Annotated in this window: 17 protein-coding genes, 2 tRNA genes and 4 pseudogenes; 11 read left to right on the top strand and 12 right to left on the bottom strand. The window is 75.1% G+C overall.

What is annotated here, in order from left to right:
• Positions 1-42: 42 nt before the first annotated feature.
• Positions 43-699, top strand: a complete 657-nt coding sequence (locus ACSU6Z_RS26265) for a class I SAM-dependent methyltransferase (protein WP_437049295.1) — start codon at positions 43-45, stop codon at positions 697-699.
• A 425-nt stretch (positions 700-1,124) separates the two neighbouring features.
• Here the strand turns inward: ACSU6Z_RS26265 and ACSU6Z_RS26260 are convergent.
• Positions 1,125-1,198, bottom strand: a tRNA-Pro gene (locus ACSU6Z_RS26260).
• A gap of 196 nt (positions 1,199-1,394) precedes the next feature.
• Here ACSU6Z_RS26260 and ACSU6Z_RS26255 point away from each other — a divergent pair.
• Positions 1,395-2,354 (top strand): bile acid:sodium symporter family protein, encoded by a 960-nt coding sequence (locus ACSU6Z_RS26255; protein WP_437049294.1) that lies wholly within the window; start codon positions 1,395-1,397, stop codon positions 2,352-2,354.
• Positions 2,355-2,885: 531 nt separating this feature from the next.
• Here ACSU6Z_RS26255 and ACSU6Z_RS26250 read toward each other — a convergent pair.
• The 4 genes and pseudogenes from ACSU6Z_RS26250 to ACSU6Z_RS26235 all read right to left on the bottom strand — a co-directional run.
• Positions 2,886-3,353, bottom strand: a pseudogene (locus ACSU6Z_RS26250) (VOC family protein); the annotation flags it as partial.
• Positions 3,349-3,871: pseudogene (locus ACSU6Z_RS26245) on the bottom strand (PrpF domain-containing protein); the annotation flags it as partial. The pseudogenes ACSU6Z_RS26250 and ACSU6Z_RS26245, both read right to left, overlap by 5 nt.
• Before the next feature lies 1 nt (position 3,872).
• A pseudogene (locus ACSU6Z_RS26240) lies at positions 3,873-4,384 on the bottom strand (PIG-L family deacetylase); the annotation flags it as partial.
• Positions 4,385-4,452: 68 nt separating this feature from the next.
• Complete coding sequence (locus ACSU6Z_RS26235) at positions 4,453-5,103, bottom strand: GntR family transcriptional regulator (RefSeq protein ID WP_437049292.1); 651 nt, start codon at positions 5,101-5,103, stop codon at positions 4,453-4,455.
• Positions 5,104-5,333: 230 nt separating this feature from the next.
• Between ACSU6Z_RS26235 and ACSU6Z_RS26230 the strand changes: the two genes are divergently transcribed.
• Together ACSU6Z_RS26230 and ACSU6Z_RS26225 are read left to right on the top strand one after the other, a co-directional pair.
• Positions 5,334-5,894, top strand: coding sequence for a GNAT family N-acetyltransferase (locus ACSU6Z_RS26230; protein ID WP_437049291.1), 561 nt, complete (start codon positions 5,334-5,336; stop codon positions 5,892-5,894).
• A gap of 246 nt (positions 5,895-6,140) precedes the next feature.
• Positions 6,141-7,301: a Gfo/Idh/MocA family protein gene (locus ACSU6Z_RS26225; RefSeq protein ID WP_437049289.1), complete on the top strand. Its 1,161-nt coding sequence runs from the start codon at positions 6,141-6,143 to the stop codon at positions 7,299-7,301.
• A gap of 61 nt (positions 7,302-7,362) precedes the next feature.
• Here the strand turns inward: ACSU6Z_RS26225 and ACSU6Z_RS26220 are convergent, their stop codons facing one another.
• Positions 7,363-8,265 carry a sugar phosphate isomerase/epimerase family protein gene (locus tag ACSU6Z_RS26220; protein WP_437049287.1) on the bottom strand — a complete coding sequence of 301 codons (903 nt, stop codon included), beginning with the start codon at positions 8,263-8,265 and terminating at the stop codon, positions 7,363-7,365.
• A gap of 470 nt (positions 8,266-8,735) precedes the next feature.
• Between ACSU6Z_RS26220 and ACSU6Z_RS26215 the strand changes: the two are divergent.
• From ACSU6Z_RS26215 to iolD, 3 genes and pseudogenes are all read left to right on the top strand, one after another.
• A pseudogene (locus ACSU6Z_RS26215) lies at positions 8,736-8,892 on the top strand (Cgl0159 family (beta/alpha)8-fold protein); the annotation flags it as partial.
• Between the two features lie 48 nt (positions 8,893-8,940).
• The gene (gene iolB, locus ACSU6Z_RS26210; RefSeq protein ID WP_437049285.1) at positions 8,941-9,843 is read left to right on the top strand and encodes a 5-deoxy-glucuronate isomerase; all 903 of its coding nucleotides are present in this window, start codon (positions 8,941-8,943) and stop codon (positions 9,841-9,843) included.
• Positions 9,840-11,711 carry a 3D-(3,5/4)-trihydroxycyclohexane-1,2-dione acylhydrolase (decyclizing) gene (gene iolD, locus ACSU6Z_RS26205; RefSeq protein WP_437049284.1) on the top strand — a complete coding sequence of 624 codons (1,872 nt, stop codon included), beginning with the start codon at positions 9,840-9,842 and terminating at the stop codon, positions 11,709-11,711. The genes iolB and iolD overlap by 4 nt, the downstream gene beginning before the upstream one ends.
• A 139-nt stretch (positions 11,712-11,850) precedes the next feature.
• Here iolD and ACSU6Z_RS26200 read toward each other — a convergent pair whose 3' ends face one another.
• From ACSU6Z_RS26200 to ACSU6Z_RS26190, 3 genes are all read right to left on the bottom strand, one after another.
• The gene (locus tag ACSU6Z_RS26200) at positions 11,851-12,738 is read right to left on the bottom strand and encodes an alpha/beta fold hydrolase (protein WP_437049282.1); all 888 of its coding nucleotides are present in this window, start codon (positions 12,736-12,738) and stop codon (positions 11,851-11,853) included.
• 40 nt (positions 12,739-12,778) lie between these two features.
• The gene (locus tag ACSU6Z_RS26195; protein WP_437049280.1) at positions 12,779-13,753 is read right to left on the bottom strand and encodes an amidohydrolase family protein; all 975 of its coding nucleotides are present in this window, start codon (positions 13,751-13,753) and stop codon (positions 12,779-12,781) included.
• Positions 13,754-13,874: 121 nt separating this feature from the next.
• Complete coding sequence (locus tag ACSU6Z_RS26190) at positions 13,875-14,429, bottom strand: quercetin 2,3-dioxygenase (RefSeq protein WP_437049278.1); 555 nt, start codon at positions 14,427-14,429, stop codon at positions 13,875-13,877.
• Between the two features lie 169 nt (positions 14,430-14,598).
• On the opposite strand from ACSU6Z_RS26190, the gene ACSU6Z_RS26185 reads away from it, so the two are divergent.
• On the top strand, positions 14,599-15,042 hold the full coding sequence (locus tag ACSU6Z_RS26185) for a MarR family winged helix-turn-helix transcriptional regulator (RefSeq protein ID WP_437049276.1): 444 nt from the start codon (positions 14,599-14,601) through the stop codon (positions 15,040-15,042).
• Positions 15,043-15,412: 370 nt separating this feature from the next.
• Here the strand turns inward: ACSU6Z_RS26185 and ACSU6Z_RS26180 are convergent, their stop codons facing one another.
• Entirely contained in the window at positions 15,413-16,081 is a 669-nt protein-coding gene (locus ACSU6Z_RS26180) for an NUDIX domain-containing protein (protein ID WP_437049274.1), read from the bottom strand.
• Complete coding sequence (locus tag ACSU6Z_RS26175) at positions 16,078-16,242, bottom strand: hypothetical protein (RefSeq protein ID WP_437049273.1); 165 nt, start codon at positions 16,240-16,242, stop codon at positions 16,078-16,080. Before ACSU6Z_RS26175 ends, ACSU6Z_RS26180 begins: the two co-directional genes overlap by 4 nt.
• A gap of 49 nt (positions 16,243-16,291) precedes the next feature.
• Here ACSU6Z_RS26175 and ACSU6Z_RS26170 point away from each other — a divergent pair, with 49 nt between their 5' ends.
• Positions 16,292-17,050, top strand: a complete 759-nt coding sequence (locus ACSU6Z_RS26170; protein ID WP_437049271.1) for a DeoR/GlpR family DNA-binding transcription regulator — start codon at positions 16,292-16,294, stop codon at positions 17,048-17,050.
• Between the two features lie 196 nt (positions 17,051-17,246).
• Here ACSU6Z_RS26170 and ACSU6Z_RS26165 read toward each other — a convergent pair.
• Positions 17,247-17,320 (bottom strand) — tRNA-Pro (locus ACSU6Z_RS26165).
• A 121-nt stretch (positions 17,321-17,441) separates the two neighbouring features.
• Between ACSU6Z_RS26165 and ACSU6Z_RS26160 the strand changes: the two genes are divergently transcribed.
• Complete coding sequence (locus tag ACSU6Z_RS26160) at positions 17,442-17,960, top strand: DUF309 domain-containing protein (RefSeq protein WP_437049269.1); 519 nt, start codon at positions 17,442-17,444, stop codon at positions 17,958-17,960.
• Positions 17,961-18,029: 69 nt separating this feature from the next.
• Complete coding sequence (gene cobF / locus ACSU6Z_RS26155; protein WP_437049268.1) at positions 18,030-18,803, top strand: precorrin-6A synthase (deacetylating); 774 nt, start codon at positions 18,030-18,032, stop codon at positions 18,801-18,803.
• The last annotated feature ends 133 nt before the right edge of the window (positions 18,804-18,936 follow it).

Below are 18,936 nucleotides of genomic sequence, written 5' to 3'. Positions count from 1 at the left end.
CTGTGGTTTCGCAGGCGGCCGAGCGGCTGGTGGACTCACACCATGACGACATCGCCGCCCCGCGTCGTGCGGGCACTCGAGCAGTTCCACGCCGCCCGTCCCTGGGACCACAACGCCCACTACCACCGGTGGATCCTGCGCCGGCTCCCCAGACGTTTCGACAGGGCCCTGGACGTCGGTTCGGGCAGCGGTGACCTCGCCAGACTCCTGGCCTCGCGGGCCGGAGCAGTGCACGGCATCGACGTCGAGCCCTCGATCGTCGATCGCGCGCGGGAGCTCACGGACCCCGCCGCCCCGGTGACCTTCACCGTCGGGGACGCGCTGAGGGAGGTGCCGCCCGGTCCCTACGACGTCATCACCTGTGTCGCCACCATCCACCACATGCCGTTCGGCGACGCCCTCACCCGCTTCCGCCGGCACCTGGCGCCCGGCGGAACCCTGGTCGTCATCGGCGTCTACCGCCCACGGTCCCTGAGCGATCACCTGATCGACGCCGTGGCCGTTCCGGCGAACGTCGCCATGGCCTGGATCAAGAACAAGGGCCGCAGGGCGCCTCGGCCGGTTTCGATGACCGCCCCGACCCGACCGGCGACCATGGCCTTCGCAGACATCGTTCGCGACGCCCACCGGGTACTGCCCGGTGCGCGGTTGCGCCGACGACTGTTCTGGCGCTACACGCTGGTCTGGCACCGGCGCTGAGGGGCCGGCCTCACGGCTGGGCCCGGGAAGCTGTCGTTCCGTCGATTCCGGCGGGCGTGAGGGGGGGGGAGCGACGGAGCGGCTTCTCGTGCTGCCGCGTCGGCGACGTGGACACCGGCCAGGGGGATCCGGGCCGCGCGGCGCCGGACCACACCCGCGCCCGGCGGGGCCGGCCGACGAGGTCACCGAGGGCAAGCGGGCCGCAAGGTTCCCTCGTCGAGGAGATCCCCCCTCGCCGCCCGGCTCGTCCTGTCCGCCGGCCCTGGTCCCGGCACCCGCCCCGGCGTGCTCCGCGCGCCGCGCCGGCCGCCGGGTCCGATCGTCGTCACCGGCTGGCGCCGGCCGGGGACACCGGTCCCCGGGAATGATCGAGGGCCGACTCCGGATGGCTCCGGAACCGGCCCTCGACCCGCGACTGTCTCCAGTCGGGACGACAGGATTTGAACCTGCGACCCCTTGACCCCCAGTCAAGTGCGCTACCAAGCTGCGCCACGTCCCGATGCGTCCCACGTGGCGGACCACGTGATCAACGCAGGTCAAGCCTACCTCATGCGGAGGACCGGCCGGGACGGCGCCGGTCCCCGCACCGACGGTGCGGGCCGCGGCGGCGCCACCCCCGCCGAGCGCGGCCCGTCCGGTGATCGCATCGCGAGACGGTCTTGCGTCACCCACTTGACCAGGCGTTACCTCGCACGGTGCGAACCGAACAACTCGAACACCATGGCCATGACGCCTCCGGCGACCGTTCCGCGCGGCGTGCCGTCACCCTCTTCCCGGTCCTCGTCCTCGTGGCCGGCGCCCTGGGACTGCTGCTCCCCGGGACCTTCTCCGGCGGGAGCGAGGCGGTGCCGTACCTGCTGGGTGTCGTGATGTTCTGCATGGGCGTCACCATGACCCCGCAGGACTTCCGCGGGGTCGTCCAGCGGCCCTGGGCGGTGGCCCTCGGGCTGGTCGCGCACTACGTCATCATGCCGGGCCTGGGCTGGGCCGTCGCCCATCTGCTCCAGCTCCCGCCGCAGCTGGCCGCCGGCGTGATCCTCGTCGGCTGCGCCCCCAGCGGCACCGCCTCCAACGTGGTGACGTACCTGGCGCGCGGTGATGTCGCCCTGTCCGTCTCCGTCGCCACCGTCTCCACCCTTCTCGCCCCGCTGGTGACCCCGCCGCTGACGCTGCTGCTGGCCGGTGAGTACCTCCCGGTCGACGCCGGATCGATGGTCACCGACATCCTCAAGACGGTGCTGCTGCCGGTACTGGCGGGCCTCGTCGTCCGGCTCGTCGCGGGCCGGTGGGTGCGGCGGGCGCTGCCGGTGCTGCCGTGGCTGTCCGCGCTGACGATCGCCGTGATCGTGGCCGTGGTGGTGGCGGGCAGCGCCGACGCCATCAAGTCGGCCGCCGCGCTGGTGTTCGTCGCCGTCGTGCTGCACAACGGCCTCGGCCTGGCGCTGGGGTACGGCGCGGGGCGCGTCGCCCGGCTCGGCGAACCGGCGAGCCGGGCCATGGCGTTCGAGGTCGGCATGCAGAACTCCGGGCTCGCGGCCTCGTTGGCCACCGCCCACTTCAGTCCGCTGGCGGCGCTGCCGGCCGCGGTGTTCTCCGTCTGGCACAACATCTCCGGCGCCCTGGCGGCCGCCTGGCTGTCCCGCCGGGGGCGCTGAAGGCGCAGGCCGCGCCGCGCCCTTTCCGCCTCGCCCCCGGCTGCGGTCCGCGGCCCGCCCGGTCCGTCGCCCGCGCGCCTGCGCTCCGCGTTCCCGACCGGACACGGCAGTGCTCCCGGGCGCCCGGGGGCGTCCATGCCCTCGGGCACCCGGGGGTCCTCGTCCCGGTCGCTCAGTGGGCGGTTCCGATCAGCTTCTGCTCCACCGTGCCGGCGGCCGGCCGCTTCGCGCAGCGTGACGATGCCGATGAGGACCGTCGAGGACACCCCGGCGAGCGCGAGCGCGGTGAGGCCCCAGTCGCCTCGGTCGGTGATGCGCTGGACGCCAAGGACCCGCTCCAGGTCGGTCAACGCTTTTGTCAACGATCTCATCGACAATCAGGGGATCCATCGAGGAAGTCACCGGGGATGCCGTCGGGATCCGTGGATTCGTGCGGATCCGTAGGGCCGGCAAGGGATCCCCGTGCCGGCGGGCGCGCGTACAGCGAAGGGGCGGGCGGCGCACGGGCGTGCGCCGCCCACTACCGGGGGCCAGGGGCGGTGTGCCGTGGGTGTGGAAGGACTCGATCGCCTTCAGGCCCCACGCCTGGCCCTTGGCCCGCTCGGCCCCGGTCCAGGTGATTAGCGGCCAGTCGGGGGCGAACACCAGCCGCGTGAGCGGGTCGCACGGCTCGACGCGGTTGCCGTCCGGCTCGTAGACGTACGGGAAGAACGTCTGCCGGATGGCGTGCTCGTGCGGGCCGGTCCCGATGAACACGCCGGTGTCGATGGCGAGGTCGGCGGCGCGCAGGATGTCCTCGCGGGTGTCGGCCGCGAAGGCGATGTGGTGCAGGCGGCCCGAGGAACCGGTCCGGTCCTCGGTGCAGACGACGTCGTACGACTTGTCGGTGAAGGTCAGCCGGCGGGCGGCGATCCTCCCGCCGCCCAGCCGGATCCGCTCGGTCGGCCGGGCGCCCAGGAGGTGTTCCTGGAACTCGGCGTTGGCGAGCATGTCGGTCGCGGGCCTTCCCGGTCGGCAGCAGGGGGCCTTCGCCGGGCGGGAACTCGACGGCGACCGCGGCGGCCGTGCCCGGCACGCCCGATATCTCGGCGGTGCCGGTGCAGTCGACGCGTCCGCGGGGGGATGTCGCGATCGCGAGTTCCCCGGTGTTGCGCATGCGGATGCGTACGGACGTCTCGCCGTCCCCGGCGGTGACCAGGCCGCGTTCGACGGCGAAGGGCCCGACGCCGGCGAGGAGGTTGCCGCAGTCCTGGCGGTTGGTCACCTCAGGGCGATCGAGGCCGACTTGCAGGAAGAGGTGGTCGGGGTCGGCCGAGGCGGAGACCGCGGCCACCTTGCCGGTCAGCGGGTGGGACCCGCCCAGCCGTCGATCTGGCGCGGGCCGGGGCTGCCCATGATCCGCAGCAGCAGGTCGTCGCGGGCGGCGGGGTCGGAGGGCAGGTCCCCGGCCAGGAAGTAGGCGCCTTGGAGGTGCCGCCGCACATGAGCACGCAGCGCACCCGCGCGGGCCCGGTCACGGGGCTGGTGCGGCTCGAAGCAGAAGACGGGCGGGGCGCCGATGACCTCCCCGGGGCCGGGGTAGCCGATGGCCTGGGCCAGGACGCGGGCTTCCAGGGCCATGCGGCTGGCGGCGGGGTGGTCGCCGTTGTACGGGTCCTCCACCGGGTGCGTGAGCACCACGTCGGGCCGGGTCTCGCGGTGGACGGCGACGAGCCGGTCGGCCGGCTCGGCGGTGGGGATCAGCGGGTAGTCGCCGGCGTCGAAGAAGCGGACCTCGGCACCGAGCGTGGCGGCGGCCTTCTCGGCCTGCTCCCGGCGGATCGCCTTGATCTCCCCCGGCTTCCTGCCCTCGCGCCAGGCCTTGGCGGACTCGCCGCGCTCGCCGAAGGTCAGGCACGCGATGGTGGCCTTCTCCCGCGCGCGGCGGCCAGGGCGACGGCTCCACCCGCCCGCCACACGAAGTCGCCCGCGTGCGCGGTGACCACGAGGGTGGGCCGCGGGGCCGCGGCAGGCGCGTTGCCGTACGTCATGCTCACATCTCCTTGACGGACAGGTTCGCGCCCACCTCCTCCCGACCGCCGGCACACGGCACGCCGGCTCAGTCGCGCAGCGCCACGATCACGCGGGTGAGGTGGGCGCGGACGGCCGCTTCGGCCGCCTGCGGGTCCCTGGCCCGGATCGCCTCGATCATGGCCAGGTGCTCGTTCAGGGATCGCTGGGGGCGTCCCGGGCGCAGCGCCGGCTGGAAGCGGTGGCGCACGAGCTGGGCGTTGAGCCGTTCCAGCAGGTCCACGGCCGTCCGCTGACCGGAGAACTCCTGGATGCGGGTGTGCAGTTCGTGGTTGAGGTCGGAGTAGGTCAACGGCTCGCCGTCGGCCACCGCCTTGCTCATCGCCACGCCGATTTCGGTCAGTTCGTCCAGCTGCTCGTCGCCGGCCGCGACGGCCGCCTTGGCCGCGCACAGCCTTTCGAGGACCATGCGGCACTCGGTGATGGCGACCGCTTCCTCCACGGTCACCCCCCGCACCCGTGAGCCGCGGTTGCGGATCCGCTCGACCAGTCCCTGCGCCTCCAGATCGATCAGCGCGGCCCGGATGCCGGCCCGTGTCACACCGAACTGCTCGGCGAGCTCGTTCTCCACCAGCCTCTGGGCCGGTGCCATCCCGCCGCGCAGGATCGCCTGCCGCAGTTGCGCGAGCGCATGCTGCTTGGCCTGCTCCCCGGTGCCCGGACGGGCTTGCTCCGGCATGCGCGCCCTCCCTGAGTGAGTGCCTGTCGAACGTAAATCCAGCCAGGCAGGATTGTCGACGATTCTGTCTACCGAATCGCGTCCGGAGAACCCTCCCCCGGCGCGCGGTGGAGTGCCCCGCCGCCCCGCCGGGTTCGGCACGGCCCCTCGCCCCCGGTGGGCCCGGCCGGTCGCCGTGAGAGGATTCCCCCGCGTTCCGCAGCGGTTCGACGACATGGAGGGTCATCGGCATGTACGCCATATCCCTGGGTGACGACGGCGCGGAACTGCGTCCGCTCGAACCGTGGCGGGCCGGGGAGTTCCTCGCCCACATCGACCGGGGACGGGACTTCATCGGGCGGTACACCGGCCTGGCGGACGCCGTCACCGACCTGGAGTCGAGCCGCGCGTTCCTGCGGTCGTACGCGGAGAAGGCGGCGGCCGACACCGGGCGGATCCACGGCATCTGGGCGGACGGCGAACTGGTCGGCGGGGTCCTCCTGCGGACGATGGACCTCGCGCAGGGCACGGCCGAGGCGGGCTGCTGGCTGGAGCCGTCGGCGGTGGGCCGGGGACTGGTGACCCGGGCGGCACGCCTCCTCGTCGACTGGGCCGTCGGGGAACGGGGCGTGCACCGCGTGGAGTGGCTGGTCGCGGCGGAGAACGAGGCGAGCATCGCCGTGGCCCGGCGGCTCGGCATGCGCAGGGACGGCGTCCTGCGGGAGCGCTTCCCGCACCGCGGGAAGCGCTACGACATGGAGGTCTGGTCGGTGCTCGCGCCGGAGTGGCGGGCGACCCGGGACGGGGCCTGACGGCGCGTTCCGCCGCCCCGGCCGCCCGGCGTCCGCGGCCCGGCCGGGCGCGACCGGTCGGCGCGCCGCTGCCCGGCCCTCGTGGGGGGCCGTACGACGCGGGTGGCCGGGGCACCGGCCGACGCCCGGTGACCGGTCCGCGCCGGGCGGCCCCGGGGCGGCGGCGGACCGTGGCCGTTGACGTGGCGGCGAACCACGCCCAGGGTGGACCGGACAGCCAGTGGACCGGTCCGGAGGTGGGCTCCCATGGTGGACGCGTTCGGTGTCGCCGTCGTCGGGTTCGGCTGGATGGGCCGGGTCCACACCCGGGCCTACGCCCGGGTCCGCCACCACTACCCGCTCCTGCCCCTGCGCCCGGAACTGGTGACCGTGGCCGAGGAGGTGCCGGGGCGGGCCGAAGAGGCCGCCGCGCGGTTCGGGTTCGCGTCGGCGACCCGCGACTGGCGCGAGGTGGCCGCCGATCCGCGGGTACGGGCGGTCAGCGTCACCGCGCCGAACTTCCTGCACCGCGAGATCGGCGTGGCGATGGCCGAGGCCGGCAAGCACCTGTGGATCGAGAAACCGGTGGGCCTGGGCATCGGGGACGCCCGCGCGGTGGCGGACGCGGTCGCGCGGGCCGGCGTCCAGGGCGCCGTCGGCTTCAACTACCGCAACGCGCCCGCGGTGGAGAGGGCCCGCGACCTGATCGCCTCCGGGGGGATCGGCACCGCGACACATGCGCGCATCCGCCTGTTCAGCGACTACGCCGCCCACCCGGAGTCCGCCCTGACGTGGCGTTACCTGCGGGAGCGCGGCGGCAGCGGAGTGCTCGGCGATCTGGCCTCGCACGGCGCCGACCTGGCCCGGTTCCTGCTCGGCGACATCACGGCCGTGATGGCCGACACGGCAATCTTCGTGCCCGAGCGGCCGCGTCCGGCCGCGGCCACCGCCGGCCACGCCCGGGCCGCGGGCGGCGTGCCCGGCCCGGTCGAGAACGAGGACTACGTCGGCTGCCTGCTCCGCTTCGCCTGCGGCGCGCGCGGTGTGCTGGAGGCCTGCCGGGTCTCGGTCGGTGAACAGAACAACTACGGCTTCGAGGTGCACGGCACCGAGGGGGCGGTGTTCTGGGACTTCCGCCGCATGAACGAACTGGGCGTCAGCCAGGGGACGGACTACCAGGACCAGCCGGTCGGCACGGTGTTCGCCGGTCCGGGGGACGGCGAGTTCGCCGCCTTCCAGCCGGGGGCCGGCAACGCCATGGGCTACGACGACCTGAAGGTGGTCGAGGCGTACCGCTTCCTGCGCTCCGTCGCGGAGGACACCCCCTGCGGGGCGACCCTGCGGGACGCCGTGCGCAGCGCGGCCGTACTGGACGCGATGGCGCGGTCGGCGGAGCACGGCACGTGGGCCGTCGTGGAGCAGCCGTAGGCGTGGTGCCCTCACCGGGGCGCGGCGGGTGCGTGCGGGCCCGGACCGCCCGCCCGGCCCGTCAGGCGCCGCAGGAGCGCAGGTACCGGCGGGTGCGCACCGCGATGGGCAGCGGCCGCTCCGGCTCGCAGGGGTACATGTCCTGTTCGACGATGGCGAAGAGGTCCACGCCCAGTTTCTGGGCGGCGGCCAGGACCGGGGCCAGGTCGGGCACCCCGAGGGGCGGTTCGCACATCACCCCGCGCTGCACGGCCGGTCCGAAGGGGATGCCGTTCGCCCGTACCTCGGCGAGGACCTCCGGGTCGACCTGTTTGAGGTGCAGGTAGCCGACGCGTTCACCGTAGGTCTCGATCAGCTCGACGCTGTCGCCGCCGCAGTAGGCGTAGTGGCCGGTGTCCAGGCAGAGGCCGACCAGAGCGGGGTCGGTGGCGTCGAGGAAGCGCGTGACGTGCTCCTCGGTGTCGAGGTGGGTGTCGGCGTGCGGGTGGACGACGATGTCCAGGCCGTAGGTCTCCCTGACGCGGCGGCCGAGCCGCTCCATTCCCCGGGCGAGGTGGGTCCACTGCTCGCGCGTCAGCTCCGGCGGCTCCAGGATCTCGGCGGTCCTGTCGTCGCGCCAGAAGGACGGGATGACGACGAGGTGCCGCGCGCCCGTCGCCCGGGTGAGCGCGGCGACCCGGGCGACGTGCTCCCAGGTGGCGTCCCAGACGGCCGGGCCGCGGTGCAGGCCGGTGAAGACGGTGCCCGCCGACACGCGCAGACCGCGCCGGGCCACCTCGTCGGTGAGCCGGGCCGGGTCGGTGGGGAGGTAGCCGTACGGGCCGAGTTCGATCCAGGAGTACCCGGCTTCGGCGACCTCGTCGAGGAAGCGCTGCCAGGGCACCTGCCGGGGGTCGTCGGGGAACCAGACGCCCCAGGAGTCGGGGGCGGAGCCGACGCGGATGCGGTCCAGGGCTGCGGGCATGTCAGGGCGTTCCTTCCGGCGGGACGGCGGGGGCGCGGGCGGCGGGCCGACGGGGCGTCCGCGATGCCGCCGGAGCGGGCGGCCGGGGAGGCGGCGGGAGCGGGCGGGAGGGGAGCGGTCCATCTTTCCTGCACCTCACTGCGCGGAGGGAGAAGGGGCCGGGAGCCGCGGTGCGCTGGGACGGGATACAAGTCCCGGGAACGCCTCCTGTCAAGGCTTTGTTCTGACATGCCGCACCGGGAGGTCCGCATGTCAGAACAAAGCATTGACAGCTCCGGTTCCCCGGTCCTACACCTGGGAGCGTGCGTCGGGGGCGATCCCCACCCCTTCCGGACCGGCGTCGAACGGAGCCCGTCGTGAGCATCGGCATCCCCGGCCCGACGGCGGTCAGGGCCCGGCATCCGGAGGCGATCGCCGAGGCGGCCCGGCGCCGGGCGCGGCGCCCGCTGCTCGGCGACGGCGGCGGCGCGGGCGGCGCGGGTGACGGGCAGGAGGCCGCCTACGAGCGCTGGCGCAAGGCGCTGCGGCTGCCCGCCGTACGGGGGGCTCGTCGCCGGCCGGTCGCTGCTCCACCCGGCCCGGGGCACCGTGGAAGAGGCGGTCGACACGGCCGTCGGCCTGCTGTGACCGGCCCCGCGGCGGGCGGTTTGGCCCGCCCGTGACCAGGAGGCACCGATGACCACCAGTCCGTACCACCTTCCCGCCGGCCGGGCCGCCGCCGGCCCGTACGCCGTGGACGTCACCCCCGAGACGGCCGGCTGGGGTTACTCCCGCCTGCGCGTCCTGCGCCTGCCGCCCGGCGGTACGCACTCCTTCGAGACCGGCGACAGCGAGTGGATCGTCCTGCCGCTGGGCGGCGGCTGCACGGTCACCGCCGACGACGACTTCGGCAGCGACACCTTCCCCCTCACCGGTCGCGCGGGCGTGTTCGAGGCCGTCAGCGACTTCGCGTACGTCCCGCGCGACGCCCGCGCGACCCTCCACTGCCCGGACGGCGGGCGGTTCGCGCTCGCCGGCGCCCGCTGCACCCGCCGCCTGCCCGCCCGCCACGTCCCGGCCTCGTCCGTCCCCGTGGAGCTGCGCGGCACCGGAACCTGCTCCCGCCAGGTCAACAACTTCGCCGCGGCGGACGTCTTCGCCTGCGACAGGCTGATCGCGGTGGAGGTGATCACCCCGGGCGGCAACTGGTCGTCGTTCCCGCCGCACAAGCACGACGAGCACCGCCCCGGCGAGGAGTCCGTCCTGGAGGAGATCTACTACTTCGAGTTCGCCGCCCACGACGGCATCCCCGGCCTCGGCTACCAGCGGGTGTCCCCGTCCGGGCGGGGCCGCGGCACGGACGTCCTGGCCGAGGTGCGCGACGGGGACGTCGTGCTGGTCCCCGACGGCTGGCACGGGCCGTCGACGGCGGTGCCCGGCCACCACATGTACTACCTCAACGTCATGGCGGGTCCGGGCCCCGACCGCGCCTGGCTGATCCGCGACCATCCCGACCACGCCTGGATCCGCGCCACCTGGCCCGGCCGGCCGGTCGATCCCCGCCTGCCCCTCTACACCGCACCCGAGAGGCCCGCATGAGCGCTCCCACCCTCCGCCTGACCACCGCCCAGGCCCTGGTGCGGTTCCTGTCCGCCCAGTACACCGAGCGGGACGGGGTACGGCGCCGCCTGATCGCCGGCGTCTGGGGCGTCTTCGGCCACGGCAACGTGGCCGGCATCGGCCAGGCGCTCGTCGAGCACGGCGAGGCCCTGCCGTACCACCAGGGCCGCAACGAGCAGGCCATGGTGCACGCGGCCGTCGGCTACGCCCGCCACCTGGACCGCCTGTCCGCGCAGGCCGTGACGACGTCGATCGGCCCGGGCGCCACCAACCTCGTCACCGGCGCCGCCCTCGCCACCGTCAACCGCCTGCCGGTCCTGCTCCTGCCCGGCGACTCCTTCGCCGCCCGCCCCTGTGATCCGCTGCTCCAGCAGCTCGAACACCCCCTCGCGGCCGACGTGTCCGTCAACGACACCCTGCGCCCGGTCTCCCGCTTCTTCGACCGGATCGCCCGCCCCGAGGCCCTGATCCCCTCCGCGCTGAACGCCATGCGCGTGCTCGCCGACCCCGCCGAGACCGGCGCCGTCACCCTCGCCCTCCCCCAGGACGTGCAGGCGGAGGCGTACGACTGGCCGGCGCAGTTCTTCACCGAGCGCGTCTGGCCGGTGCGGCGGCCGGCGCCCGATCCGGTGGAGCTGGCCGGGGCCGTCCGGACGATCCGGGCCGCGCGGCGCCCCCTGATCGTCGCGGGCGGCGGCGTCCACCACAGCCGGGCCGAGACCGCGCTGAGGGCGCTGGCCGACGCCACCGGCATCCCGGTCGCCTCCACCCAGGCCGGCAAGGGCTCCCTGCGCCACGACCATCCCGCCGACCTCGGCGGCGTCGGCCACACCGGCACCGCCGTCGCCGACGACCTGGCCCGCACCGCCGACCTGGTGATCGGCGTCGGCACCCGCTTCACCGACTTCACCACCGCCTCCGGCACCCTCTTCCGACACCCGGACGTACGCTTCCTCAACCTCAACATCACCGCCTTCGACGCCCACAAGCTCGCCGCGCGCACCCTGGTCTGCGACGCGCGCACCGGGCTCGCGGCCCTGGCGGAGGCGCTCGCCGGACACCGGGTGGATCCGGCGTACGAGGCGGAGTACCGGGCCGGGAAGGAGCGCTGGGAGCGGGTCGTCGAGACGGCCCTGCGCGCCGACGACGACAGTGCCGTACCGACGCAGACGCAGGTGCTCGGTGCGCTGGACGCGGTGGTGGGCGACGAGGACGTGGTGATCAACGCGGCCGGTTCGCTCCCCGGCGACCTGCACAGGCTGTGGCGGACCCGGTCCCCGCGCCAGTACCACCTGGAGTACGGCTACTCCTGCATGGGCTACGAGATCCCGGCCGCGCTCGGTGTGCAGCAGGCCGCCCCCGGCACGCCCGTGTGGGCGCTGGTCGGCGACGGCACGTACCTGATGATGCCGACGGAGATCGTCACCGCGGTGCAGGAGAACCTGCCGGTGAAGATGGTCCTGGTCCAGAACCACGGCTACGCCTCCATCGGCGGTCTGTCGGAGGCGGTGGGCGCCGAACGCTTCGGCACCGCCTACCACCACCGCGCCGCCGACGGCACCTTCACCGGCGCCCCGCTCCCCGTCGACCTGGCCGCCAACGCCGCCAGCCTCGGCATGGAGGTGCTGCGCGCCAAGACCGTGGGCGAGCTGCGCGGGGCGCTGGCCGCGGCCCGCGCCGCCGGCCGCCCGGTCTGCGTGTACGTGGAGACCGACCCGGCTCCGCCCGCTCCCCCGCCCCAGGCGTGGTGGGACGTGCCGGTGGCGGAGGTGTCCGGCCGCCGGGCCGCCGCGGCGGCCCGCGCGCGGTACGACGAACAGGCCGCCGCCCGCCGCCGCCACCTGTGAGGACCGGGGCGGGGCGGCGCCGCCGGCTTCGGACGCCCCGGAGGCCGGGGTCCGGCGAACGGCCCCTCCGGAGCCCGGTGGAGGCGCCGTTCGAGGGTCCCGGTGTCCCCGCTCCCCTCGCCCGGCGCGCCGCCGTCCGCTACCGCGCGGTGTCCGGCGTCACGCGGCGCGACACCACGGCGCGCGCGAAGTCCAGGGTCGCGGTGAAGCACCGCGCCACGTCCTCCTCCGCGGCCCCGATCCACAGGTGGTCGGCTCCGGGGACGGACCGGAAGTCCGCCTCCGCGCCCACCGCCCGCAGCGCCGCGGCCAGGGCCTCCCCCTGGGCGACGGGGATGACCGTGTCCTCGGCTCCGTGCAGGATCAGGAAGGGCGGCGCGCCGGCGGCCGCCCGGGCGACGGGGCTCGCGGCGCGGGCGCGCTCGGGGACGTCGGCGGCGGGGGCGCCCAGGAGCATCGCCTCGGGGGTGTGCGGCGGCGCGGCGGTGAGGTCGGTGGCGCCGTACCAGACGACGCAGCCGCGGACGGCCGGGCCGGCGGTGAGGGCGAGCAGGGCGGCGAGGTGCCCGCCCGCGGACTCGCCCCACACGGCCACGCGGTCGGCGTCCAGGCCGAGTTCGGCGGAGCGGGCGCGCAGCCAGGACAGTACCTCGGTGAGGTCGTCCAGCTGGGCCGGGAAGACGGCTTCGGCGCTGAGCCGGTAGTCGGGGCAGACGACGGCGAACCCGGCCGCGGCCAGCCGGGCGAAGGGGTGCGGCCGCCAGGCGCGCAGGCGCGGGCCCGCGTCGTCGCGCAGGCCGGTGCGCCAGGCGCCGCCGTGGACGAAGACGACCACGGGCAGCGGGCCGCCGGCCGGTTCCTCGGGGAGCCACAGGTCGAGTTCCACGGGGCGGCTGCCGTCGCGGACGGCGTACGGGATGCCCCGCAGCAGCCGTACGCCGTCGGCGGGACGCGCGGCGGGCGGCAGCGGCAGGAGCGCGGGGTCGGGCGGGGCGAGGAACGCGGCGAGGTCGGGGCGCGGGGGCACGGGGAGCTCCTCGAAGGGTCGGCCGGCGGGGCGGCGGCGGTCAGGGGGCGAGGCGGCGGGACAGCAGGCGGCGGGCGTTGGCCGTCGTCAGGGACTGCCAGGTGGCGCCCTCCACTGGCACGGGGGCGGCGGTGACGGAGGCGATGTGGGCGTCGACGCCGTGCGCCGGGGTCCAGCAGTAGTCGCTGCCGTACAGCAGCCGGTCGGGGTCGACGAGGCCGAGCAGCGCGGGCACCTGGCGGGGGAAGGCGGGACCGGCCATGTCGTAGTGGAGACGGCGCAGTTGCTCCACCGCGTCGGGGGCGTCGGCACCCTCCCGCGCCAGGAAGAGCTTCATGAAGCCGTTGATGCGGTCGGCGAGCACGGGCAGGGCGCCGCCGCAGTGCGGGACGATCACCTCCAGGCCCGGATGGCGTTCGAGGGTGCCCGCCATCAGCAGGTCGGTGACGGTGCGGGCGGTGTCGAAGACGAACTCGACCATCGGGCGCGGCCGTCCCAGGGCGGACCGCTCCCAGCAGACGGGTGAGGTGGGGTGCAGGAAGACGACGGCGCGGCGGCGGCCGAGTTCGGCGAAGACCGGTTCCAGGCGCTCGTCGCCCAGGTACACGCCGTGGGTGTTGGTCTCCAGCACCACGCCGTCCGCGCCGAGTTCGTCGAAGGCGTACGCGATCTCCGTCAGGGCGCCGTCGACGTCGGGCAGCGGGAGGGAGGCGAAGAAGCCGAAGCGGCCGGGGTGGTCGGCGGCGACGCGGGCGGCGTCCTCGTTCACCTCGCGGGCCAGGCGCCGGGCCGCGGCGTCGTCGCCGAAGTGCACGCCGGGCGAGGAGACGGACAGGAACGAGGTGCCGATGCCGTTGCGGTCCATCAGCTCCAGGTGCGCCTTCGCGGACCAGCCGGGCCAGGCGGGCACGCCGTCGGGCAGCTCGTGGCCGGCGGCCCGGGCCTGCCGGACGTAGGAGTCGGTGACGAAGTGGGCGTGGACGTCGACGAAGCCGGGCGTCTCGGGCACGGTCATGGGGTTTCCTTCCTCGGGGGGCGTGGTCCGCGCCGGCGGCGGGGCGGCGCGCCGGCCGCGCGGCCGGGTGCGGCGCGCCGGCGGGACCCCGGCGGGCGGGGTCCCCGCTGACGGCACCGGGTCAGCTCCCCGTGCGCCACTGGTGGTCGGGCAGGAAGGTGACGTCGTACTGCTGCGGCACGGTGGCGAACTTCTGCGGGTCGGGCACGTACGGCTTCTGCGGCAGGCCGAGTTCCTCGGTGGGCGTGCCGAGGGTCTCGAAGAACCGCTCGAAGGTGCCGCCGGGGCCGGCGGCGACGCCGACGACCTGGCTGTGGTGGCGCTCGATGCGGTAGGCGTGCGGGCAGTTCTTCGGCACGAACCCGAAGTCGCCGGCGGTGAGCAGCCTCTCCTGCTGCTCGCCCTCCAGGTCCTCCACGAACAGCCGGACGGCGCCCTGCGTGATGAAGAAGACCTCGTAGGTGTCCGGGTGGGAGTGGGCCGGGATGGTGTCGCCCTTGGGGCCCTCGACGGTGAAGAAGTTGAAGGTGTTCTCCGTCTGCGGGCCGCCCGCGTAGATCGTGACCAGGTCGGTGAAGAGGTGGGCGCGGTCGCCCAGGCCCTTCTCGATGAAGTACGGCTTGCCCGGTTCGGCGGGGATGTGGGAGTGGGAGCGCCGGGCGAACTCGATGGTCATGGGGAACCTCCGACAGAGCGATGTCAGGTAACCTGACTTTTGATGTGCGTCAGGCTACCTGACGATCAGTGGAAGGCAACCCCTCGGCCGACAGGAACGCTCCGGAGCGAAGGACGGCGAACCGGCGGAAGCCCACCCGTATGCTCGTGACCGAGGAATCCGAGGAGCCATGACCGACCCCGCACCGAACATGCCCCTGCTGCTGGCCGGCGCCAAGCGCTGGTTCGACGACGCGCTCGTGACGAGCATGCGGGCGGCCGGCGAGCAGCCGCTGACCAGCGCCCAGGGCCAGGTGTTCGCCTTCCTGGACCCGGAGGGCACCACGGTCGCCGAGCTCGCGCGCCGCCTCGGCGTCACCCGGCAGACGGCGCACCAGGCCGTGCACGGCCTGCTCGCCCTGGGCCTGCTGGAGCAGGTCCCGGACCCCGCCTCGGCGCGCAGCCGCCTGATCCGCATCACGGCGGAGGGCGCCCGGGCGCACCGCCGCGCCCAGGCGACCCTCGCCGTCATCGAGGGCGTCCTCGCCGACCGCATCGGCGAGGAGGAGGCCGCCGCGCTGCGCCGCGCGCTGACACTGCCGCGCGGGGAACCACCGGTGGTCGACGCGCCCTGAGCCGGACGGCCCGTCCCGGGAGCCCCTGCTCGCCGCATCCGCCCACCCGGACCACCCGAGCGGCCACGCCACGCGGGCGGGGGCCCTGATGCGAACCCTGGAGGAACTCTTCGGCACCTCCCGCACCGGCCTCGGCGTCCCCTCGGCGAGCGCCGGCGCCATCCGGCACCACGAGGACTCCGCGGACCGCGTCCGCGACGTCGTCGACGCGCGCGCGTGGTCCGGCACCCGCACGAGGACGGCGGACGCCGTCGGAAGCGCCACGGGGAAGCGTGTGGCGGCCCGGGCGCTGAAGCGGCCCTTCCGGCCCTCCCGCCGATCCTCGACCGGGCCGGCCGTCGGGGCGGGCGGGTGCCGGACCGGCGGCGGGTCACCGCCGCGGGGCGAAGGGCCCCTCGAGGGCGGCCCACTGCAGGAGCATGATGGTCTTGCCGTCGGCGATGCGCCCGTCGCGGGTCATGGCGAGGGCCTCGGCGAAGGGGAGTTCGAGGACCTCGATGTCCTCGCCGTCCTCCTCGAGTCCGCCGCCGGTCCCGGTCCGGTCGGCCGGGGTGTAGGGGGCGGCGAAGAAGTGGAGGCGTTCGGTGACGGAGCCGGGGCTCATGTAGGCGTCGAAGACGCGGGTGAGCGGGCCGAGGGTGACGCCGAGTTCCTCGGCGGCCTCGCGCCGGATGGCGGTGTGCGGGTCGTCCGCGTCGAGCAGTCCCGCGGCCGCTTCGACGAGCATGCCGTCGGGGTGGTCGTTGACGTAGGCCGGGTAGCGGAACTGGCGGGTGAGCAGGACAAGGCCGCGTCCGGTGTCGTAGGGCAGGACGACGGCGCCGTTGCCGCGGTCGTAGGTCTCGCGCTGCTGGGTCTCCCAGCGTCCGTCGCGGCGGCGGTAGTCGAAGGTGGTGCGCCGCAGGACGTGCCAGCCCTGGGAGGTGAGCTCGACGTCCCGGACCACGACGCCGGGGTTGCGGCGCAGGTCGCGTCCGGCCCGGTCGAGGCCGGTGCGGCCGCGGTGGTCGGGGATGTCGATGCCGGGGCGGGGGGTCATGCGGTCTCCTGCGGGGTGCGGCGGGAAGGGCGGCCGGCGGCGGGGGCCGGCCGGGTGGCGGCTTCGAGCCGGGCGGGGCCGGCGGCCGTGGGCCGCGGGTCGCCGCCCGCGCCGGAGCGGCAGGGCCCGGCGACGGGGGCGGGCAGAGGTTCGTCGGCCATGGAGCGCTACACTACACGCAAAAACGTGCAACAACAGGGGAGATCGTGCATGCTGGCTGCCGAACGACGCGACCACCTGCTCGGCCTGCTCGCCCGCGAGGGCAAGGTCGTCGCCAAGGAGGTCGCCGCCGAACTGGGGATTTCCGAGGACAGCGTGCGGCGCGACCTGCGCGACCTCGCCGCCGAGGGACTGTGCCAGCGGGTCTACGGCGGTGCGCTGCCCGTTTCCCCGGCGGTGGCCGACTACGCCGCACGGCAGACCGTGGCCCCGGACGGCAAGCGGAAGGTCGCTTCGGTGGCCGCGGGGCTGGTGCGGCCGGGCGGTGCGCTGATCCTCGACGGCGGGACCACCGCCCTGGCCGTCGCCCGCGCCCTCCCGCGGGATCTCGCCTGCACCGTGATCACCCACAGCCCGACGATCGCCGCGGCGCTGCTCGACCATCCGCGGGCGGAGCTGTTCCTGCTCGGGGGCCGCGTCTTCAAGCACTCGGCGGTCGCCTGCGGTGCCGCCGCGGTCGAGGCGGCGCAGAACGTCTCCGCCGACCTCTGCCTGCTCGGCGTCACCGGCGTGCACCCCGAGGCGGGGCTGACCACCGGCGACGCCGAGGAGGCGGCGATGAAGCGCGCCTTGTCCGCACGGGCCGCGGACACCTACGTCCTCGCCTCCTCCGAGAAGATCGGCACGGCGTCGCGGTTCCGCGTCCTGCCCTGGCACGAGGTCAGCGGACTGATCACCGACGCCGACCCCCGGGGCGCGGTCGTCGAGCGGCTCGAGGCGCTCGGCGTGGAGGTCCTGGCGGCCGGCTGACGGCGGCGGGCCGGCCGCGGACCGCCCGCACCGCACCGCGGCGGCGCGGCCCCGGCCCGGACGTACGGCGCCGGGCCCGGTCCTCGCCACCCGTCGGCACCGGCCGGGAGGAGTGGACCCCACCGGCCGCCCCGAAAAAGGTCAGGGCCGGTTTCGGATACCTCCGAAACCGGCCCTGACCTGCGACTGTCTCCAGTCGGGACGACAGGATTTGAACCTGCGACCCCTTGACCCCCAGTCAAGTGCGCTACCAAGCTGCGCCACGTCCCGATGCGCTGCCACACGGTGATCCGCGTGATCGCGCGAACAGAACTTTACCCCACCTCCCCCGCCGGACCGAAAGGGGACCCGGGTCGGACCGGCGGGGGCACCCGCGCGGGACAATCGCCGTATGGGCAGCACATCGCCGGACCGGCCGAGGGGCGCGCGGGACCGTGACAGCGAGGGGCGGGCGCGCAACGCCCGGCCGCGGGACGGGCTCGGGCGGCCCCTGCCGTACGGGGCGAGCGGCGTGCCCCGTCAGCCCGAGGGTGTCGTGCGCACCCCCCAGGACACCGTCGCCGAGGCGCAGCGGCTGCTGGACGCGGGCAGGCCGTTCCACGCGCACGAGGTGTTCGAGGACGCCTGGAAGTCGGGGCCCGAGGAGGAGCGCGAGCTGTGGCGAGGGCTGGCCCAGCTCGCCGTGGGGCTCACGCACGCCGCCCGCGGGAACGCCACGGGCGGGGCCCGGCTGCTGCGGCGCGGCGCCGGGGCCGTGACGGAGTGGGCGTCGTCGCCCGCTGCCGGGAGGCAGCGGCCCTACGGAGTGGATCTCGCGGGTGTGGCGGCCTGGGCGCGGGAGCTCGCGGACGAGGTGGAGCGCGGCGGGGCCGTGAACGCGAGGGCGCGGGCGCCGCGGCTGCGGCCCTGACCGCGGCCGTCCGGTGCCCGCGCCGGACTCGGTGCACGCGCTGTCGGTGGCGTACGGCAGACTCGGGGCGTGCGGAAGATTCATGTCATCGGTATCGGCGCGGGCGACCCCGACCAGCTGACCCTCCAGGCGGTCAGGGCGTTGCGGAGCACGGACGTGTTCTTCGTCCTGGACAAGGGCGAGGCGAAGGCGGACCTCGTACGGCTCCGGCGGGACATGCTCCGCGCGCACGTGCCGGAGGGGACGTACCGCGTCGTCGAGGCGCGTGACCCGGAGCGGGACCGGACGGCGGGCGGTGCGGCGTACTCCCCCGCCGTCGGGGACTGGCGCAGCGCCCGCGCCGACATCTACGAGCGGCTGATCGCCGAGGAGCTGGGCGAGGACGGCACCGGCGCCTTCCTGGTGTGGGGGGACCCCGCGCTGTACGACAGCACGCTCGGGATCCTCCAGGAGGTGCTGGAGCGGGGCGCGGTGGCGTTCGAGTACGACGTGGTGCCCGGCATCAGCAGCGTCTCGGCACTCGTCGCCCGGCACCGGACGGGGCTCAACCGGGTGGCCCGGCCCGTGCAGATCACCACCGGCCGGCGGCTCGCGCAGGGCTTCCCCGAGGGGGTGGACGACGTCGTGGTGATGCTCGACGCCCATCAGGCCTTCCGGCAGTACGCCGGCGAGGACATCGACATCTACTGGGGCGCCTACATAGGCACCCCGGACGAGATCCTCGTGTCGGGTCCGATCGCCGAGGCCGCGCCCCGCATCGAGCGGCTGCGGGCCGAGGCCCGCGAGCGCAAGGGGTGGATCATGGACACCTATCTGCTGCGTCGCCGGGGCCGGGAGGAGTAGCGGCACCGGGGCGCCCCGCGCCCGGGCGGGCCGCCCCGCGTGCGCGGCCGCGTGACCGGCGCCGTGGGGAAGCAGCCGCCCGCCGGCGGGTGCGGCCCGCCGGGCCGTGCGTGGGGGCGGCGAGCCGTCGGGC

It is taken from the genome of Streptomyces sp. enrichment culture (assembly GCF_964273145.1).
Classification (GTDB): domain Bacteria; phylum Actinomycetota; class Actinomycetes; order Streptomycetales; family Streptomycetaceae; genus Streptomyces.
Note: the sequence above shows the minus strand (reverse complement) of the source record. Positions and strands in the feature narration are given on the sequence as shown.

Excerpts from the sequence above, each read along its gene's own strand:
- ACSU6Z_RS26195 (WP_437049280.1), bottom strand. The coding sequence starts at position 13,753 with ATGACCGTGCCCGAGACGCCCGGCTTCGTCGACGTCCACGCCCACTTC.
- iolD (WP_437049284.1), top strand. The coding sequence starts at position 9,840 with ATGAGCGCTCCCACCCTCCGCCTGACCACCGCCCAGGCCCTGGTGCGG.
- ACSU6Z_RS26170 (WP_437049271.1), top strand. The coding sequence starts at position 16,292 with ATGCTGGCTGCCGAACGACGCGACCACCTGCTCGGCCTGCTCGCCCGC.
- ACSU6Z_RS26235 (WP_437049292.1), bottom strand. The coding sequence starts at position 5,103 with ATGCCGGAGCAAGCCCGTCCGGGCACCGGGGAGCAGGCCAAGCAGCAT.
- ACSU6Z_RS26180 (WP_437049274.1), bottom strand. The coding sequence starts at position 16,081 with ATGACCCCCCGCCCCGGCATCGACATCCCCGACCACCGCGGCCGCACC.
- ACSU6Z_RS26220 (WP_437049287.1), bottom strand. The coding sequence starts at position 8,265 with ATGCCCGCAGCCCTGGACCGCATCCGCGTCGGCTCCGCCCCCGACTCC.
- ACSU6Z_RS26175 (WP_437049273.1), bottom strand. The coding sequence starts at position 16,242 with ATGGCCGACGAACCTCTGCCCGCCCCCGTCGCCGGGCCCTGCCGCTCC.
- iolB (WP_437049285.1), top strand. The coding sequence starts at position 8,941 with ATGACCACCAGTCCGTACCACCTTCCCGCCGGCCGGGCCGCCGCCGGC.
- ACSU6Z_RS26190 (WP_437049278.1), bottom strand. The coding sequence starts at position 14,429 with ATGACCATCGAGTTCGCCCGGCGCTCCCACTCCCACATCCCCGCCGAA.
- ACSU6Z_RS26225 (WP_437049289.1), top strand. The coding sequence starts at position 6,141 with ATGGTGGACGCGTTCGGTGTCGCCGTCGTCGGGTTCGGCTGGATGGGC.
- ACSU6Z_RS26160 (WP_437049269.1), top strand. The coding sequence starts at position 17,442 with ATGGGCAGCACATCGCCGGACCGGCCGAGGGGCGCGCGGGACCGTGAC.
- ACSU6Z_RS26185 (WP_437049276.1), top strand. The coding sequence starts at position 14,599 with ATGACCGACCCCGCACCGAACATGCCCCTGCTGCTGGCCGGCGCCAAG.
- ACSU6Z_RS26265 (WP_437049295.1), top strand. The coding sequence starts at position 43 with ATGACGACATCGCCGCCCCGCGTCGTGCGGGCACTCGAGCAGTTCCAC.
- ACSU6Z_RS26230 (WP_437049291.1), top strand. The coding sequence starts at position 5,334 with ATGTACGCCATATCCCTGGGTGACGACGGCGCGGAACTGCGTCCGCTC.